This window comes from Streptomyces sp. NPDC050546 (genome assembly GCF_044457425.1).
GTDB lineage: Bacteria > Actinomycetota > Actinomycetes > Streptomycetales > Streptomycetaceae > Streptomyces.
On sequence record NZ_JBITGX010000015.1, the window covers coordinates 210,197 to 225,673 of the forward strand.

The following is a 15,477-nucleotide window of genomic DNA, read 5'->3' on the forward strand; positions in this document are numbered from 1 at the left end:
GGCCATGGCGCTCGACGCCAAAGCGGAACGATTGATCCGCTTAGACGATACGGAACACCTGATCCGGTTGTCAATCGCGATCGCTCTGCGCCGCGCCACAGGCACGCTCTGGCGTTCGGTCCTCTCGCTCTACGCCGCCGAGGCCGGGTGGGCCGTCCTTGACGCAAGCCTGACTCGCTCTGCGCTGGTCGAGGCGACGATGAGGCGTTCCTAAGGCTTGCTCGTTGTCTCATCGTTCATCGGCGGTACGAGCCTTCTGTGTTAACCGCCGACTGCGTCCGGAGCTGCCGGAATCACCCTCACGCCGGCCTCACGCAGGGCTCTACAGCTCGCGTCGTCTTCCGACGCGTTGGTGATGACCGCATCCAGGTCTTCCGGATCACAGATCTTCACCATGCCGGTTCCCGGGAACTTGCTCTTGTCGGCCAGGAGGACCACCTTGTCGCTGGCGGCAATCATGGCGCGCCTGGCGGGCACCTCGGCCACGGTGGTGTCCATGACCTGGCCTCCAGGTCGAAGGCCGCAAGCCCCCATGAACAGCCAGTCCGCATGGACTTGCCGGAGGTTGTCCTCGGCCATGAAGCCGTCCAGCATGCGTGATTCACGGATGACCATGCCCCCGAGCAACATCAGGTCGATGTTCTCGTCATCGATGAGCTCGTCGTAGACCGCGAGGTTGTTGGTGATCACAGTGAGTCGGCGGCCATGCAGCTGAAGCGCCAGCCGGTGCACCGTCGTTCCGCTGTCGAGAATGACCGACTGGCCGTCCTCGACCATCGTGGCCGCCTGGGCGGCAATCGCGTCCTTCTCTCTCACCTGAACCGTGGCGGCCTCGTCGAAGGGCGGCTGATCCTCCTCGACGACCGCTCCGCCATGCACCCGGGTGAGAAATCCGTCCCCCTCCAGTTTCAGGAGGTCTCGACGGATGGTCGCCGCACTGGCATCAAGCTGCTCGGCGAGGTCGGTCACGGACGCCGTGCCGCCCGAGCGCAGGGCCTGCAGGATGAGTTGGTGTCGTCGTTCAGCCAGCACGCAACCGGACACTACACGCCGGCAGCCAGCGCAACCTGCCGACTTCCAGCCGCAGTTGACGCCTACTCGTGCGGCCGCAGCAGCGGGCTCGAACGGTTTGAAGGCGACCGGGAAGAGAGGGCAGGGACTTGAGGCGTACAGAGTGTGAGTCCATGGCTCCGGCCCGGTCGCCGCGGACTGCCCGCTCCACCGCTGTCAGCAGGAGTTGCAGCCGCACGCATCCGGCTCGATCGTGTTCGCACCGGTGCCGCCCGGCGCGGTGTGTGCCGGCGCGGTGGTGTTCGGTGCGCAGCAGCCTCTGCCCTGCCATGCGTCACGGCCCTCCTTGACGGCGATGGCGGCGATGACCAGGGCGGCGATCGGGTCGGCCCAGGACCAGCCGAGGGCGGCGTTGAGGACCAGGCCCACCAGCAGGACCGCCGAGAGGTAGGTGCACAGCAGGGTCTGCTTGGAGTCCGCCACCGCGGAGGCGGAGCCGAGCTCGCGTCCTGCCCTGCGCTGGGCGGCGGACAGGAAAGGCATCACGGCCAGGGACAGGGCTGCGAGCACGATGCCGGGGACGGACCCTTCGGCCTCGCCGGTGCCTGTCAGGGCCCACACGGACTCGAAACCGACGTAGGCGGCCAGGGCGAAGAAGGAGACCGCGATGATCCGCAGCGTGGTCTTCTCCCGCGCCTCGCGCACCGCGTGCTCGGAGGCGGAGAACTGCCAGGCGACCGCCGCGGCGGAGGAGACCTCGATGATCGAGTCCAGGCCGAAGCCGATCAGTGCGGTGGAGGAGGCGAGGGTGCCGGCCGTGATCGCGACAATGGCCTCGATCACGTTGTAGGTGATGGTCGCGGCGACCAGGAGTCGTATCCGCCGGGCCAGGTGGTCGCGGCGGGCGGGTGACGGGCCGAGGGATGTCGCGGTCATCAGCAGCAGTCCTTGGACTCGGCGTCCGCGCAGGTACGGTCGGTCTCGACGGCGAGCACGGCCGTACGCAGGTCGTCCAGCGCATGCCCCAGCCGCTCGTCCGCCAGCTCGTATCGGGTCCGGCGCCCGACGGGGACGGCCACGACCAGGCCGCAGTCCCGCAGGCATGCCAGATGGTTCGACAGCCGAGTACGCGAGATGTCCAGCAGGTCGGCCAGTGCGGCCGGATGGGCCGGCTCCTTGCGCAGGGCCAGCAGGATGCGGCAGCGGATCGGGTCGGCCAGCGCCCGGCCGAAGCGGGTCAGGGCGTCGAGGTCGGTGGCGAGACTCAGCATGAGCAGGACGGTACAGCAGATCCTGAATTCAGGAAATCGTGAATAGCGGGAGGGCTGGCGGAGCGGACTTGACCTTCGAGCCAGGTCGAAGGTTTACGGTCGGTGGTATGAGCACGATGCGCATCTCCCAGCTGGCCGAGCGCACCGGCGTACCCGCCACCACCCTGCGCTTCTATGAGGACGCGGGACTGCTACCCGCGGGGCGGAGTCCGGCCGGCTACCGCATGTACGGCGAGGACGCCGTCGAGCGGCTGGCGTTCATCGGAGCGGCGAAGCATCTCGGGCTGCCGCTGGAGGAGATCGCCGACCTGCTCGCCGTGTGGGAGTCCGGTAGCTGCAAAGAGGTCAAGGGCGACCTCGCACCCCGGATCGTCGCCCGCCTGGGCGCTGCCCAGCGGCGCATCGCCGAGCTCTCGGCCTTCGCGGTCTCGCTGCGTGCGGCGCTGGAACACCTGGACGCCCTACCCGACCGCGACCAGCAGTGCGACCCCGATTGCGCGTTCCTCGGCCTGACCCGGCCCACCCCAGTAGTGGAGTTGACCCTCGAACCCGGTCGTGAGGCAGCAGGGCAGGGGAGCCAGAGGTGGCGGAGCGAGCCGGTGGCCTGCTCCCTGGACGGCAACGCGATGGCCGAGCGTGCCGAGGCGTGGCGCGCCGCCCTCCGCGGTGCCGTACGGACGCTCATCCCTGACGGGGCGCGGCTCACCCTGCCCGCCGACCGGGCGGCCACCGTTGCCGGGCTCGCCGCGGACGAGCAAAGGTGCTGCCCGTTCTTCGACTTCCGTCTCCACCTCGACGGAGGCGCCCTTCACCTGGAGATCCGTGCCCCGGCTGACGCGGCGGGCCTGCTCACCGAGTTGTTCGGCCCGGCAGCCGCCTGAGCTCCACACCCGTGATCGCACCCCGTCCCCGCCCTTCGCCAGAAAGACCGTCTCACCGTGCTCGTAGCCCGCTCCGTCGCGCTGTTCGCCGTCGCCGCCCTCTTCGAGATCGGAGGCGCCTGGCTCGTGTGGCAGGGCATCCGTGAGCACAAGGGGTGGATCTGGATCGGCGCCGGCGTCATCGCCCTCGGCCTGTACGGGGTCGTCGCCACCTTCCAGAGCGACGACGACTTCGGCCGGATTCTCGCCGCCTACGGAGGCATCTTCGTCGCCGGGTCGATCGCCTGGGGCATGATCGCCGACGGCTACCGCCCCGACCGCTTCGATGTCCTCGGCGCACTCGTCTGCCTCGCCGGGATGGCGGTCATCATGTACGCACCCCGTGGACACTGACTGGCCGGCTCCGTCGCCCTGTCGATCGCCCCCAGACGCGAACTGGCCTGGCAGCACGACGTTCAACAGGCGGACCTGTGACCGTACTTACGACGCGACGAGTCCGCCCCCCACCGCCACCGCCGTCTCCGATATCGGAGCTGCCACCCACGGCCCCGACTTCGGCGGCCTCAGCCGGAGGTCGGAGGTCACTCGGCGGTGAGTTCGCCGAGCTGCTCGGCGGCGGTCGTGTTGCCGTGCGCGGCGAGGCGTCGTAGCTCGTCCAGGTTGTCCTGCTCGGTGGCGAGTTCGATCAGCTGGTCGGCGGCGGTGGCATTGCCGCCGTCCGAAAGACGGCGCAGTTCACCGAGGTCGCCCTTCTCTGCCGCGAGTTGGATGAGTTCGTCGGTCGCGGTGGGGTTGCCCGCATCTGCGAGGCGGCGCAGTTCGCTCATGTCGCCGAGCTCGACGGCGAGGTCGATCAGCTCCTCCACCGCGCCGGGGTCCCCGCGCTCGGCGCGGTCACGCAGGGCGGCCAGGGTCGCCTGGGCGGTCGTCGGGTCGGGCTGTGCCATCGGATTGACCTTCCGTCGGTGTGACTGTCTGCCGGGTGTGGGCCGGGAGACGGGCCCTGGACGCCCACCCGCTCGCCCCGGGCGCCTGCGACTGCCCGTCTCAGCCCACATGCACCCTCGGCCGTCGCTTCCTGCCGGGTTCCGCCACACGCAGGACCTCGCGGGTGACCGGGGCGACCTCCCCTTGGCCGAAGAGGAAGAAGCGCAGGAAGTTGGCGAAGGGGTTGCCCTCGGTCCACTCGAAGTAGATGTGCGGGGTGCGCCCCGTGGTGTCGCGGACGTGGAGCAGCAGGGCCGCGAGCGAGTTGGGGACGGAGGAGGACTCCAGGGTGAGGACGCGATAGCGGTTGTGCAGGACCTCGCCGCGCACGGTCAGGCCCGCCTCGAACTCCGAGGGGTCCGTGACCGTCACCTCGACGAAGACGAAGTCCTCCTGTTCCGTGAGGTCGTTGTCCTTGCGGATCTGCTCGATCTTGTCGCGGTACTCGGCCTTGTCCCGGCGGTCGGGCTCGTTGGCGATGAACCGGATCTTGCGGCTGGCCATGTCCCGGACGAATCGTTCCGCCATGGTGTCGAGGGTCACGCTGGTGACGCGGAGCTCGAAGGCGCGCATCAGCCGGGACAGAAGGGAGATGAGGATGATGCCGGCGATGAAGCAGGCGCCGATCTTCACGCCGTCCGGCCGCTCGATGACGTTCACGACCGTCGTGTAGAGGAACACCGCGGAGATGACCCCGAAGGCGATGGTCCAGTTCCGCTGACCGGCCTTGCGGGCCGCGATGGTCACGGCGATCGCCGCGGAGCTGATGAGCACGAGCACGCCGGTGGCGTACGCGCCGCCCTGCGCGTCGACATCGGCGTCGAAGATCCAGGTGACCAGGAACCCGACCAGGGTGAAGACGATGACCATGGGACGCACCGCGCGTGCCCAGTGGGGAGCCATGCCATAACGCGGGAGGTAGCGCGGCATGAGGTTGAGCAGGCCCGCCATGGCCGAGGCGCCGGCGAACCACAGGATGGCGATCGTCGAGATGTCGTAGACGGTGCCGAACGCGTTGCCGAGATAGTCGTGTGCCAGGTAGGCGAGAGCGCGGCCGTTGGCGTCGCCGCCCGCCTCGAACTCCTTCTCCGGGATGAGGAGCGTGGTGATGAAGCTGGTGCTGATCAGGAAGGTGCTCATGATGACCGCGGCGGCGGTGAGCAGCTTCTTCGTGTCCCGGATGCGGCCCTTGGGGTTCTCCTCCGTGTCGCCGGCGTCGCCCTTCACATGGGGCATGACGGCCACGCCGGTCTCGAAGCCGGAGAGACCGAGTGCGAGCTTGGGGAAGACGATCAGGGCCACGCCGATCATGACGAAGACGTTGCCGTGCTCGGCGGTCAGCGCGCTCGTCCAGTCGGTGACCACATGGCCCTCGGTGAGGACGTGCCACAGGCCGACGACGACGATCACGACGTTGAGGGCGAGGTAGACGGCGACGAGGGCCACGGCGACACCGATCGCCTCCAGGAAGCCCTTGAGGAACACCGCGCCCAGCAGGGCCACCAGGACGAGGGTGATCAGCACCTGCTTGTCGTGCAGCGCGTCGGTCAGCTGGGGGTTCTCCACCAGGTGGGTGGAGGCGTCCGCGGCGGAGAGGGTGATGGTGATCAGGAAGTCGGTGGCGGCGAAGCCCAGCAGGGTGAGGACGAAGAGCTTGCCCTTCCAGAAGGTCAGCAGTCGTTCCAGCATCGCGATCGAGCCCTGGCCGTGCGGGCTCTCCTCGGCCACCCGGCGGTAGACGGGGAGGGCGCCGGCCAGGGTGACGATGACGAGCACGATCGTCGCGACGGGGGACAGGAGCCCGGCGGCCAGAGCGGCGATGCCGGGCTGGTATCCGAGGGTGGAGAAGTAGTCGACGCCGGTCAGGCACATCACCCGCCACCAGCGCTGCCCCTGGTGCGGGGGTTCCGGCTCGGCGTGCGGCCCCGTGTGACCACGGCCCTTGCCCATGTCGGACAGGCCCTCCAGCATCCACGTCCGCAGGCGGCTCGGCGGCGGGTGCTCGGTGGTGGCCATCGGCGTGCGCTCCCGGAATTGCGGCTCGGCGTGGGCTCGTGGCCATCACGCGGACGGCCGTACCAGCGTAAGCAGAGCGTGACGCCAGGGCCCAGGGATGAGCGGCTCGGTGGCGTCAAGCTTCCGTTAAGACCGGCAGCGGGAAGCGGGCGAACCACCCGGACAAGGGCACGTCCTGCGCTTGGCCGGGGATTGGGCCGTACGGAGGACGTGCGCCGGTGCCGCACCAGTGGACACGCAGCGCCATGTCTCGTGGCCGCCGTCGAGGAGTCCGGACGGTGAACGTCGGGGGCTCAGGGCGGACACGGCGGCGGATTTCGATCACTGATGTCTCTGGGTGGAGTGGCCTTGCTGCCGTGGTTGGCCTTCTTCTTCCGGCGGTCCTTCTTCTTGCGGGATCGCTTCGACATCGGCGTCAACGCCTCTCCTCGGGAACGACGTTCAAGCGGTACGGCCGACGAGCAGGTCGGCCAGCTTGTTGAGACGCCTGACCGTGCGGTCCTCGGTCGCGGCCGGGGCGGGGGCGACCCGCGCGTCGCGTTCGTAGTAGGCGCCGTTGATGATCTCGACCGCCGGGTCGCACAGCCGGACCACGTGGGCGGCGCCCACGGCGGAGGTGGCACCCTCATGCCCGTAGAGCGGCAGCAGAGGGGTGTCGCAGACGCCGGGGTGTACGGAGACCGCGGTGACCCGGGGGTCTGCCGCGAACACCGTCAGGGCCAGCTGGGACTGGGCGTAGGCGGCGAGCCGGGAGTAACGGCGGGCGCGGTTCGGATCGGCCCATTGGATGGAGGCCGTGCGGTGCAGCGACGACGACACATTGACCACACGGCCTCCCGGCTCGCTGGTGAGGGCGGGCTCCAGCAGGCAGGTCAGGAGATAGTGCGCGAGGAAGTTGACCTGGAAGGCGATCTCGTTGCCGTCGGCGGTGATGGTGTGCCGCTCGGGCGCGGCCATGCCCGCGTTGTTGACGAGCGCGTCCAGGTGCGGGTGCTCGTCGACGACCTTGCCGGCGAGTGCCTCGACCTCGTCGAGGTGGGTGAAGTCCGCGCCGTACGCGCGCAGTTGTGGGGCGTCGATACCGGCGGTCGCCGCGAGGCGGTCGGCGGCCGCGAGGGCCTCCTCGGCGGTACGACCGTGCAACAGCACGGTGGCACCTCGCTCGACGAGCTGCCGGGCGGTCTCGTAACCGATGCCGGAGGTGGCGCCGGTGACCAGGACAGTGCGGGAAGAAAGGGTGGACTCGGGCATGTTTCCATCCGGGTTGAGGGCACGCCGCACGACCTCCGGGAGCGGAGGGCGTGCGGTCGTCAGGGAAGGGTGAGGCGAGGGGCGCCGGTCGGGTGTCACGGCGCCCCTCGGGTCACGGAGAGCGCGTCAGCGGGAGGCGGGCGCTTCCGGGCAGCGCCACCCACGACTCGGCTGCCGAGCCGGACTCGGCGGCCGGTCGAAGAGGAGCCAGGCGCTGTTCACGTACTCCATGGAAGCCGTACCGCACGGCCGGGGCAAGACGGATGCCGCTTCCCTGACGGGCCTCTGACGTGCCTTTACGACTCCTTGACGGTGCCGGCCCTGCCACCGGTCGGATACCCGGCCGCGCATAGTGAAAGGACCCCTAAGCGCCCGCCAGCCGCGCTCCTCCAGGTCGAGGGTTCGCTGGAGGCGCCGGCGGGTGGTGTCGCTGATCGTGTGGTCGTCGTAGAGGCGTTGCAGTTCCCTGGACTCGACGGTGATCAGGTCGCGGCGCGGTTGGCGGTAGGTCAGGCCGGCCGACTCGGCCGGGGGCGTGGTTCCGCTGTCGTCGGTGAGGCGGTCGCGCGCGTCGTCGAGACGGGCGGTGAGGCCGCGGCGGAGCCGGTCGAGGAGGACGTCGGGGTCGGCCTCCAGCTCCGAGAGCTCATCGAGGCGCCGCAGACCCGCGTCGGCCAGGCGGCAGCGGGCCGAGGCTTCCTCGCGTTCGGTGTCGTCGGGCTCCAGGACGATGCCGGAACGCCGCACGACCCCCGCGTGCCCGCCCACGTCAGCACCATCGGCACCACACCCCGCCTCCCCGCCCACGTCAGCACCATCGGCACCCGCCGGTTCAGCCGCTGGACGCCGCCTCGCGCTGCACCACGGCCGACAGCGGCACCAGCCAGAGCAGCCGCACGGCGACCAGGGTGCCGGCCACGGCGAGGGCGTACAGCGGCCAGGCGCGGTCGGCGTCGGACAGCGCCCGCACCTGACCCGGCAGCGCCAGGCCGATGAGCGAGAAGACCGCGCTCTCCAGGAGGAACACCACGGTGCCGTAGACCGCGTGCGGTTGGAGCGGTATGGGGGCGTTGGTGAGCCGGTCGCCCCGCCCGCCGAGCACCACCCCGGCGACCACGACTGCGGTGACGCCCGAGGTGTGGGCGGCCTCCGCGAGCACGTACGCGGCGTACGGGGTCACCAGGGCGATTACCGTCTCCAGAACGGCCGTCTCCAGAACGGGGTCCTCGGTGCGGCGGCGGATGAGGGCCACGACCCCGGCGACGGCGGCACCGACGGCCTTCCCGCCACCTGCGAGCACGACGAACTCGCCGCCCGCCGCGCCCCAGCCGGACGCCGCGGTGGCCACGGCCACGCTCACCGCGACGTGGAAGAGGACCAGCGACGTGGCGTCGTTGAACAGGCTCTCCGCCTGTACCAGGACCTGCACCTTGGGTGGCAGCGCGAGCCGTCTTCCCAGCGCGGTGACCGCCACCGGATCGGTGCTGGCCAGGACCGCGCCGAGCACGAACGCCAGCTGCCACGACAGCGGCGTCACCAGCGACGCCACCCAGCCTGACGCGAATCTCCTGGGCACCCGGCAGCAGCGCCACGACGAGGCCTGCCACGACCAGCAGGGACGGTGCGGGAATGCGCCACCGGCGGGCGAAGGTCGCCACGACCGTGGCCAGGACGACCAGTGCCAGAACCGTCCCTACGCCGCGCATGCCGTCCCCCTGGGGCTTAGGGGTCTTTCACTATGAGCGGACCCCTTGGCAGGAGCCGCCGTGGCTCCCCGCCGACCAGACTTCCCGGCACACCACCCTCGCCCTATCCGGACCAGGGACGTCAAGACGGTGTCAAAGTCCCCGGCGAGGGCGCCAAGAAAGCGCTAACAGCCGCCCCGCTCCGTCCTCGTAGGCGCTTCCGTAGGGAGAAACCAACCCTCCTCCCGGGGGAGTTGAACCAGTGAGCGGAGCGCGTCGGCGGCGATGAGTGACGTACGGTCCGGACGGCTGAAGGTCTACCTGGGGGCGGCCCCGGGCGTGGGCAAGACCTACCGGATGCTCGACGAGGGACGCCGGCGTGCCGCCCGGGGGGCGGACGTGGTGGTGGCGTTCGCCGAGTGCCACGGCCGGCGGCACACCGAGGCGATGCTCGACGGCCTGGAAGTCGTCCCTCGGGCTCGCTGTGTCCACCGTGGCGCGGAGTTCGAGGAGCTGGACCTCGCCGCGGTGCTGGAGCGCCGGCCTCAGGTGGCGATCGTCGACGAGTTCGCCCACAGCAACGTCTCCGGCGAGGGCCGCAACCCCAAGCGGTGGCAGGACATCGAGGCGCTGCTCGCCGCAGGCATCGACGTCGTCACGGCGCTGAACGTCCAGCACCTGGCCTCCCTCAACGACGTCGTCGAGAAGATCACGCACGTTCCGCAGCACGAGACGGTGCCCGACGAGGTCGTGCGGCGGGCCCACCAGATCGAGCTGGTGGACATGCCCCCGGAGGGGCTGCGGCGTCGTATGGCGCACGGCAACATCTACGAGCCCGAGAAGGTCGACGCCGCCCTCGCCAACTACTTCCGGCCCGGCAACCTCACCGCGCTGCGGCAGCTGGCTCTGCTGTGGACGGCCGACCGGGTCGACGAGGCCCTCAACAGCTATCGGGCCGAGCATGCGATCGGTGGCGTGTGGGAGACCCGGGAGCGGGTCGTCGTCGCGCTGACCGGTGGGCCGGAGGGGGACACGCTGGTACGGCGGGCCGCGCGGATCGCCGCCCGGTCGGCCGGTGGCGATCTGCTCGCCGTGCACGTGGCCCGCAGCGACGGCCTCGCCGCCGGTGTCTCGCACGCCTCGCTGGCCCGGCAGCGACGCCTGGTGGAGGACCTCGGCGGCAGCTACCACTCCGTCGTCGGTGACGACATCGCCACCGCCCTGGTGGACTTCGCCCGGGCCGGGAACGCCACCCAGCTGGTACTTGGCACCAGCCGCAGAGGGCGGCTTGAGCGGTTCCTGACCGGGCCCGGCACGGGGGAGACGGTGACCGCGCTGTCCGGCGACATCGACGTCCACCGGGTCACCCACGAACGGGCCGGGCGGGGCACGCTGCTGCCGTCCCGGCGGCGCACCCTGTCCAGGGCCCGGCGGATCGCGGGGCCGGTGACCGGACTCGTCCTCCCGGTGCTGCTGACCGCCGCTCTCGCGCAGTTGCGCGGGACGCTGAACCTGACCAGTGAGGCCCTGCTGTTCCTGCTCACGGTGGTCGGTGTGGCCTGCATCGGCGGGGTCGTGTCGGCGCTGATCGCGTCGCTGACGGCGTCCCTGCTGCTGAACTACTGGTTCGTCCCGCCCATCGGCTCGTTCACGCTGGAGGACCCGAACGCGGTGCTCGCCCTCGGCGTGTTCGCCGTGGTGGCGGCCACCGTGGCCGCCGTCGTCGACCGCTCTCTGCGCCTGTCCCGCCGCTCGGCCCGCGCGACCGCCGAGGCGGAGACCATGTCGTCGCTGGCCGGCAGCATCGTGCGCGGCGGCGCCACCATCCCGGCCCTGCTGGAGCGGACTCGCGAGACCTTCGGCATGGACTCGGCGGAACTCGTCGATGTGCTGCCCGATGCCGAGGGGGTCACCGCGGTGCCCGCCGGGCCCGGCGCGTACCTGGCGCTGCGCGGGCGGACCCTGTCCTCCTCCGAGCGGCGCGTGCTGGCCGCGTTCGCCGCGCATGTCGGGTCGGCCGTGGAGCGGGCGCGGCTGGCCGAGGCGGCGGCCGAGGTGGAGCCCGTGAAGGCCGCCGACCGGATGCGCACGGCGCTGCTCCGGGCCGTCGGCCACGATCTGCGCACCCCGCTCGCCGCCGGATGGGCCGCCGTGACCTCGCTGCGCAGCCGGGACGTGGAGTTCTCATCGGACGACCGCGACGAACTCCTGGCCACCGCCGACGAGTCGATGGCCAAGCTGAGCCGCCTGGTGGAGAACCTCCTCGACCTCAGCCGGCTGGAGGCCGGGGCCCTCACGCTGAACCTGCGGGCCACCACCTTGGAGGAGGTACTCCCGATGGCGCTGGCGGACGTGCCTGGGGCCGAGGCGCGATACGCGGAGGAGATCCCGGCGGTGCTCGCCGATCCGCCGCTGCTGGAGCGGGTCGTGGCCAACCTCGTCGGCAACGCCGCCCGGCACACACCGCCCGGACAGCCGGTACTCGTCACCGCCAGTGCCCTGGCAGGCCGGGTCGAACTGCGGGTCGTGGACCGCGGCCCCGGCCTCCCGCCGACGGGCCGGGACCGCGTCTTCGAGCCGTTCCAGCGACTAGGCGACACCGACAACTCCACCGGCCTCGGCCTGGGGCTCGCCCTGGCCAGGGGCCTGACCGAGGCGATGAACGGCACCCTCACCCCCGAGGACACCCCGGGCGGCGGCCTGACCATGGTCGTGTCCCTGCCCTTCGCCGAGCAGGCGGGGGTGGCATCAGGGGCGGGCGCCCGGCCGAGCGGAGGAGCCTCACCCACGACCGCTGATGCAGAGGAAGCACCGCACCCCCGTGGTGCGCGGAGTTCAGGAGGTACCTGATGACCACCCGGACAGGCACCTGGAGGGTGCCGCACCGTGACGCCGGGACCCGCGTCACATCATGGCCGCCCCGTGACCTTCTCGCCCCGGTGGCGGGGCTGCTCGCCCCCTTCCTGGTGGCGCTCGTGCTGGTCCCGGTCCGCACGGGGCTCTCGCACACCAACGCCGCACTGATCCTCGTCGTGGCCGTCGTCGCGGTGGCCGCACTGGGCAGCCGTACGGCGGGCGTGGTGGCCGCGCTGTCGGCGGCGGCCTGGTTCGACTTCTTCCTGACACGGCCGTACCAGAACTTCAGCATCAACGCGACGGAGGATATCGAGACGGCCGTGCTGCTGCTGGTCGTCGGCGTGCTGGTGTCCCAGCTCGCCGCCCGCGCCCGGCGCCTGAAGGTCATCACGGTCACCGACGCGGCCCACCTGTCGCGGATCCACCGGACGGCGGGTCTCGCCCAATCGGCCAACTCGGCGGACACCGTGGTCGACCACGTCCGGGGTGAACTCGTCGAGCTGCTCGGACTGCGCGCCTGCCGCTTCGAGTACGGGACGCTGCTGGGGCGGCCACCACGCCTGGTCGAGGACGGGAACGTGACCGGCGGGCGCGGCTGGGCGCAGGACGACATCGAGCTGCGGGCGTACGGCAACGGCCGCTACCTCGGCCGGTTCCTGCTCACGCCGGGCCCTGGCCCGGTACCACCGCTCCAGGCCCGGCTCGTCGCGGTGACGCTGGCCGACCAGACGGGCGCGGCACTGGACACGGCGGGGCCTGTCGGGCGGGGGTGACGGCGGGGCGCCACCTCACTCCAGACCAGAGGCGCTGAAGACGGCGCGGGCGGTCTCACCGTCGATCCGCCGGGAGAGGCGGCGCACCGCGGTCGCTCCGCAGAGCAGCGTGCCGTGGGCCATCGACTTGCGCGCGCCCTCCTCCACAAGCATCCACAACCGCGGGTTCCGCAGGAGGACGTCGGGGTCGATCTCCACCCGGCCGCCGGCCGAGTCCCGCAGCACGAGCCGTTGCGAGACACCCCCAAGGCAGCGGACCGACACCAGCAGTTCGGTATGGACACGGTGCTCGCGCAGCAGGCCACGTGACGCCAGCCAGCCGCTGCCTGCGGAGACCCGGGCGGGATACAGCACGACGAAGAGCAGGAGCCCCAAGGCGAGCCACAGCGCGCTCCGACCGGGCGTGAGGCTGTCGGAGCCCCAGTCCATGAGCAGCAGCAGGGCGAGCAGCACGCCCGTGCAGCTGACCGAGTCCCGTACATCCCGCGCCCAGCGGAGATCGTGCGCGGGGCGTCGCCGTTCGAGCTGTTCGTTGCGGGGTGACATGGCGGCGACCTTAGGGAGCGGGGAGGCGGAACACCGCACCTTTGACGGGACCCTGATGGGACGCTGACGGACCCTGCCGCCCGGCTCACACCGCCCGTCAAGGCCTCGTCAAATTCGGACCGTTCAGCGCGAAGAAACCGCAAGGACCGGTCGGCCTTGGCCGGAATCGGACCCACCCTGAGTGCACCTCGCGCGCGTCGGATCACTCGACCTTCGCGCGGCCGAACCACGAAGGAGCACGCACCGATGTCCGTCCTGACGGTCCAGCCGGGCGCCACCCCGGCCGGCGAAGAGCCCCCCGATACCGGCGAACGCCACCGGCTGACGGCCGTAACGGGCCTCGCGGCCCTGTCCCTGGACGCGATGGCGTCGGTGGCCTACGGCCCCGAGGCGATCGTCCTCGTGCTGGCCGCCGCAGGGGCACACGGCCTTGGATTCACCCTCCCGGTGACACTCGCCATCGCCGGTCTGCTGGCCGTACTGGTCGCCTCGTACCGACAGGTCATCGCGGCCTTCCCGGACGGCGGCGGCTCGTACGCGGTCGCCAAGACCCATCTGGGAGCGCGCACCAGCCTGGTGGCGGCCGCCTCGCTGGTCCTGGACTACGTCCTGAACGTGGCCGTCGCGGTCACGGCGGGCGTGGCGGCGCTGACCAGCGCCTTCCCGGCCCTGTACGGCGACAGGCTGGTCCTCTGCCTGGTGGTGCTGGCGCTGATCACGGCGGTGAACCTGCGCGGCATCGTGGAGTCGGCGAAGGTGTTCATCGTGCCGACCGTCGTCTTCGTCGGCTCCATCGTCGTACTGATCGCGGTCGGGCTGTTCCGGTCCGGGCCGGTGAGCACCGCCACCGCCGCCGGGCACGCCTCGGCCCTGGCCGACAACGCGACCACCGTGGGCGCGCTGCTCCTGCTGAAGGCGTTCGCCTCCGGCTGCTCCGCGCTCACCGGCGTCGAGGCCATCGCCAACGCCGTCCCGTCCTTCCGCCTCCCGCGCGTCAAGCGCGCCCAGCGCGCGGAAGTCGCCCTGGGTGCCGTCCTCGGCGTGATGCTGATCGGCCTGTCGGTGCTGATCTCCCGCTTCCACCTCCAGCCGGTCGAGGGCGTCACCGTCCTCGCCCAGCTCGCGGACGCCTCCTTCGGCCACAACTGGGCTTTCTACGTCAACCAGTTCGCGACGATGATCTTGCTGGCCCTGTCCGCGAACACCTCCTTCGGCGGCCTCCCGGTCCTGCTGAAGCTGCTGGCCCGGGACAACTACCTGCCCCACGTGTTCGCCCTGAAGGCCGACCGCCAGGTGCACCGGCACGGCGTACTGGCCCTGGCCGTCGTCTCGGCGGCGCTGCTGGTGTTCTCCGGCGGTGACACCAACACCCTGGTGCCGCTGTTCGCGATCGGGGTGTTCGTCGGGTTCACCATCGCGCAGGTGGGGATGGTCCGGCACTGGCGACTGGAGCGGGGGAGGGGATGGCGGGGCAAGGCCCTGCTCAACGGCCTCGGCGGGCTGCTGACGGGTGTCTCGGCCGTCGTCGTCACCGCGACCAAGTTCGAGGAGGGCGCCTGGCTGGTCGTGGTGGCGTTGCCGCTGCTCGTGGCGGCGTTCGTCGCCGTGAACCGTGCCTACACCCGCATCGGCGACAGGCTGGCCCTGGGCCGTATCCCCGAGACACCGCACCGCGACCGCTCGCTGGTGATCGTGCCCGTCTCGTCCCTCTCCCGTCTGACATCCGAGGCACTGACCGCGGCGGCCTCCCTGGGTGACGAGGTGCGCGCGGTCACCGTCTGCTACCCGGATCCCGAGGACCGGGCCCAGACGCACGCGCTGGAGCGTTCCTGGGCGGAATGGGACCCCGGGGTGCCGCTGGTCGGGCTGGCGAGCGAGCGCCGCAGCCTGGGCCGCCCCATCGCCGCCTACGTCCGTGAGGTGACCGCTGCGGAGCCGGCCACCCGGGTCACCGTCCTGATCCCGGAGACGGAGCCCGAGCGGCTCTGGCAGCGGCTGCTGCAGAACCAGCGGGGCGCGGTCGTCGCCCACGCCGTGCGGCGTGAGACGGACGCGGTGATCTGCCGGCTGCGCTTCCGGCTGCTGTGAGGGTGACTCTCCGTACGGCGGCGGCCGGCGTCCCCGACGGTCGGGACCGGGGGCGTCAAGGTCCCGTCAAAGCTGTCGGTGCCGCCGTAAGAGAGCCGTCAACGGACGACCG

At 71.1% G+C, this 15,477-nt stretch carries 15 protein-coding genes and 1 pseudogene; 6 read left to right on the plus strand and 10 right to left on the minus strand.

What is annotated here, in order from left to right:
* Nucleotides 1-4: 4 nt before the first annotated feature.
* The gene (locus ACIBK5_RS32685) at nucleotides 5-214 is read left to right on the plus strand and encodes a hypothetical protein (protein ID WP_399025238.1); all 210 of its coding nucleotides are present in this window, start codon (nucleotides 5-7) and stop codon (nucleotides 212-214) included.
* Nucleotides 215-261: 47 nt separating this feature from the next.
* On the opposite strand, the gene ACIBK5_RS32690 is transcribed toward ACIBK5_RS32685, so the two are convergent.
* The 3 genes from ACIBK5_RS32690 to ACIBK5_RS32700 form a co-directional block, all read right to left on the minus strand.
* A complete protein-coding gene (locus ACIBK5_RS32690) occupies nucleotides 262-1,032 on the minus strand; it encodes a DeoR/GlpR family DNA-binding transcription regulator (protein WP_399025240.1) in 771 nt (256 codons plus the stop codon).
* 195 nt (nucleotides 1,033-1,227) lie between these two features.
* The gene (locus ACIBK5_RS32695; protein WP_399025242.1) at nucleotides 1,228-1,947 is read right to left on the minus strand and encodes a cation transporter; all 720 of its coding nucleotides are present in this window, start codon (nucleotides 1,945-1,947) and stop codon (nucleotides 1,228-1,230) included.
* The gene (locus ACIBK5_RS32700) at nucleotides 1,947-2,282 is read right to left on the minus strand and encodes an ArsR/SmtB family transcription factor (RefSeq protein ID WP_399025244.1); all 336 of its coding nucleotides are present in this window, start codon (nucleotides 2,280-2,282) and stop codon (nucleotides 1,947-1,949) included. The genes ACIBK5_RS32695 and ACIBK5_RS32700 overlap by 1 nt, the downstream gene beginning before the upstream one ends.
* A 107-nt stretch (nucleotides 2,283-2,389) precedes the next feature.
* On the opposite strand from ACIBK5_RS32700, the gene ACIBK5_RS32705 reads away from it, so the two are divergent.
* Together ACIBK5_RS32705 and ACIBK5_RS32710 are read left to right on the plus strand one after the other, a co-directional pair.
* Nucleotides 2,390-3,163: a MerR family transcriptional regulator gene (locus ACIBK5_RS32705; protein ID WP_399025246.1), complete on the plus strand. Its 774-nt coding sequence runs from the start codon at nucleotides 2,390-2,392 to the stop codon at nucleotides 3,161-3,163.
* 57 nt (nucleotides 3,164-3,220) lie between these two features.
* Nucleotides 3,221-3,556 (plus strand): YnfA family protein, encoded by a 336-nt coding sequence (locus ACIBK5_RS32710; protein WP_399025247.1) that lies wholly within the window; start codon nucleotides 3,221-3,223, stop codon nucleotides 3,554-3,556.
* A gap of 188 nt (nucleotides 3,557-3,744) precedes the next feature.
* On the opposite strand, the gene ACIBK5_RS32715 is transcribed toward ACIBK5_RS32710, so the two are convergent.
* From ACIBK5_RS32715 to ACIBK5_RS32740, 6 genes and pseudogenes are all read right to left on the minus strand, one after another.
* Complete coding sequence (locus tag ACIBK5_RS32715; RefSeq protein WP_399025249.1) at nucleotides 3,745-4,110, minus strand: hypothetical protein; 366 nt, start codon at nucleotides 4,108-4,110, stop codon at nucleotides 3,745-3,747.
* Nucleotides 4,111-4,210: 100 nt separating this feature from the next.
* The gene (locus tag ACIBK5_RS32720) at nucleotides 4,211-6,166 is read right to left on the minus strand and encodes an APC family permease (RefSeq protein WP_399025250.1); all 1,956 of its coding nucleotides are present in this window, start codon (nucleotides 6,164-6,166) and stop codon (nucleotides 4,211-4,213) included.
* 347 nt (nucleotides 6,167-6,513) lie between these two features.
* A pseudogene (locus ACIBK5_RS32725) lies at nucleotides 6,514-6,576 on the minus strand (50S ribosomal protein bL37); the annotation flags it as partial.
* Between the two features lie 31 nt (nucleotides 6,577-6,607).
* Nucleotides 6,608-7,417: an SDR family NAD(P)-dependent oxidoreductase gene (locus ACIBK5_RS32730; protein WP_399025252.1), complete on the minus strand. Its 810-nt coding sequence runs from the start codon at nucleotides 7,415-7,417 to the stop codon at nucleotides 6,608-6,610.
* 126 nt (nucleotides 7,418-7,543) lie between these two features.
* Complete coding sequence (locus ACIBK5_RS32735) at nucleotides 7,544-8,185, minus strand: hypothetical protein (RefSeq protein WP_399025254.1); 642 nt, start codon at nucleotides 8,183-8,185, stop codon at nucleotides 7,544-7,546.
* Nucleotides 8,186-8,249: 64 nt separating this feature from the next.
* On the minus strand, nucleotides 8,250-8,966 hold the full coding sequence (locus ACIBK5_RS32740; protein ID WP_399025256.1) for a cation:proton antiporter: 717 nt from the start codon (nucleotides 8,964-8,966) through the stop codon (nucleotides 8,250-8,252).
* A gap of 421 nt (nucleotides 8,967-9,387) precedes the next feature.
* Between ACIBK5_RS32740 and ACIBK5_RS32745 the strand changes: the two genes are divergently transcribed.
* Nucleotides 9,388-11,952 carry an ATP-binding protein gene (locus ACIBK5_RS32745; RefSeq protein ID WP_399025258.1) on the plus strand — a complete coding sequence of 855 codons (2,565 nt, stop codon included), beginning with the start codon at nucleotides 9,388-9,390 and terminating at the stop codon, nucleotides 11,950-11,952.
* The gene (locus ACIBK5_RS32750; RefSeq protein WP_399025260.1) at nucleotides 11,952-12,731 is read left to right on the plus strand and encodes a DUF4118 domain-containing protein; all 780 of its coding nucleotides are present in this window, start codon (nucleotides 11,952-11,954) and stop codon (nucleotides 12,729-12,731) included. Before ACIBK5_RS32745 ends, ACIBK5_RS32750 begins: the two co-directional genes overlap by 1 nt.
* Nucleotides 12,732-12,746: 15 nt before the next feature.
* On the opposite strand, the gene ACIBK5_RS32755 is transcribed toward ACIBK5_RS32750, so the two are convergent.
* Nucleotides 12,747-13,277: a hypothetical protein gene (locus ACIBK5_RS32755; RefSeq protein ID WP_399025262.1), complete on the minus strand. Its 531-nt coding sequence runs from the start codon at nucleotides 13,275-13,277 to the stop codon at nucleotides 12,747-12,749.
* 246 nt (nucleotides 13,278-13,523) lie between these two features.
* Here ACIBK5_RS32755 and ACIBK5_RS32760 point away from each other — a divergent pair, with 246 nt between their 5' ends.
* On the plus strand, nucleotides 13,524-15,365 hold the full coding sequence (locus ACIBK5_RS32760; protein WP_399025264.1) for an APC family permease: 1,842 nt from the start codon (nucleotides 13,524-13,526) through the stop codon (nucleotides 15,363-15,365).
* Nucleotides 15,366-15,477 lie beyond the last annotated feature (112 nt).

Coding starts and splice junctions, on each gene's coding strand:
- ACIBK5_RS32685 (WP_399025238.1), top strand. CDS start 5: ATGGCGCTCGACGCCAAAGCGGAACGATTGATCCGCTTAGACGATACG.
- ACIBK5_RS32695 (WP_399025242.1), bottom strand. CDS start 1,947: ATGACCGCGACATCCCTCGGCCCGTCACCCGCCCGCCGCGACCACCTG.
- ACIBK5_RS32700 (WP_399025244.1), bottom strand. CDS start 2,282: ATGCTGAGTCTCGCCACCGACCTCGACGCCCTGACCCGCTTCGGCCGG.
- ACIBK5_RS32705 (WP_399025246.1), top strand. CDS start 2,390: ATGAGCACGATGCGCATCTCCCAGCTGGCCGAGCGCACCGGCGTACCC.
- ACIBK5_RS32715 (WP_399025249.1), bottom strand. CDS start 4,110: ATGGCACAGCCCGACCCGACGACCGCCCAGGCGACCCTGGCCGCCCTG.
- ACIBK5_RS32720 (WP_399025250.1), bottom strand. CDS start 6,166: ATGGCCACCACCGAGCACCCGCCGCCGAGCCGCCTGCGGACGTGGATG.
- ACIBK5_RS32730 (WP_399025252.1), bottom strand. CDS start 7,417: ATGCCCGAGTCCACCCTTTCTTCCCGCACTGTCCTGGTCACCGGCGCC.
- ACIBK5_RS32745 (WP_399025258.1), top strand. CDS start 9,388: ATGAGTGACGTACGGTCCGGACGGCTGAAGGTCTACCTGGGGGCGGCC.
- ACIBK5_RS32750 (WP_399025260.1), top strand. CDS start 11,952: ATGACCACCCGGACAGGCACCTGGAGGGTGCCGCACCGTGACGCCGGG.
- ACIBK5_RS32755 (WP_399025262.1), bottom strand. CDS start 13,277: ATGTCACCCCGCAACGAACAGCTCGAACGGCGACGCCCCGCGCACGAT.
- ACIBK5_RS32760 (WP_399025264.1), top strand. CDS start 13,524: ATGTCCGTCCTGACGGTCCAGCCGGGCGCCACCCCGGCCGGCGAAGAG.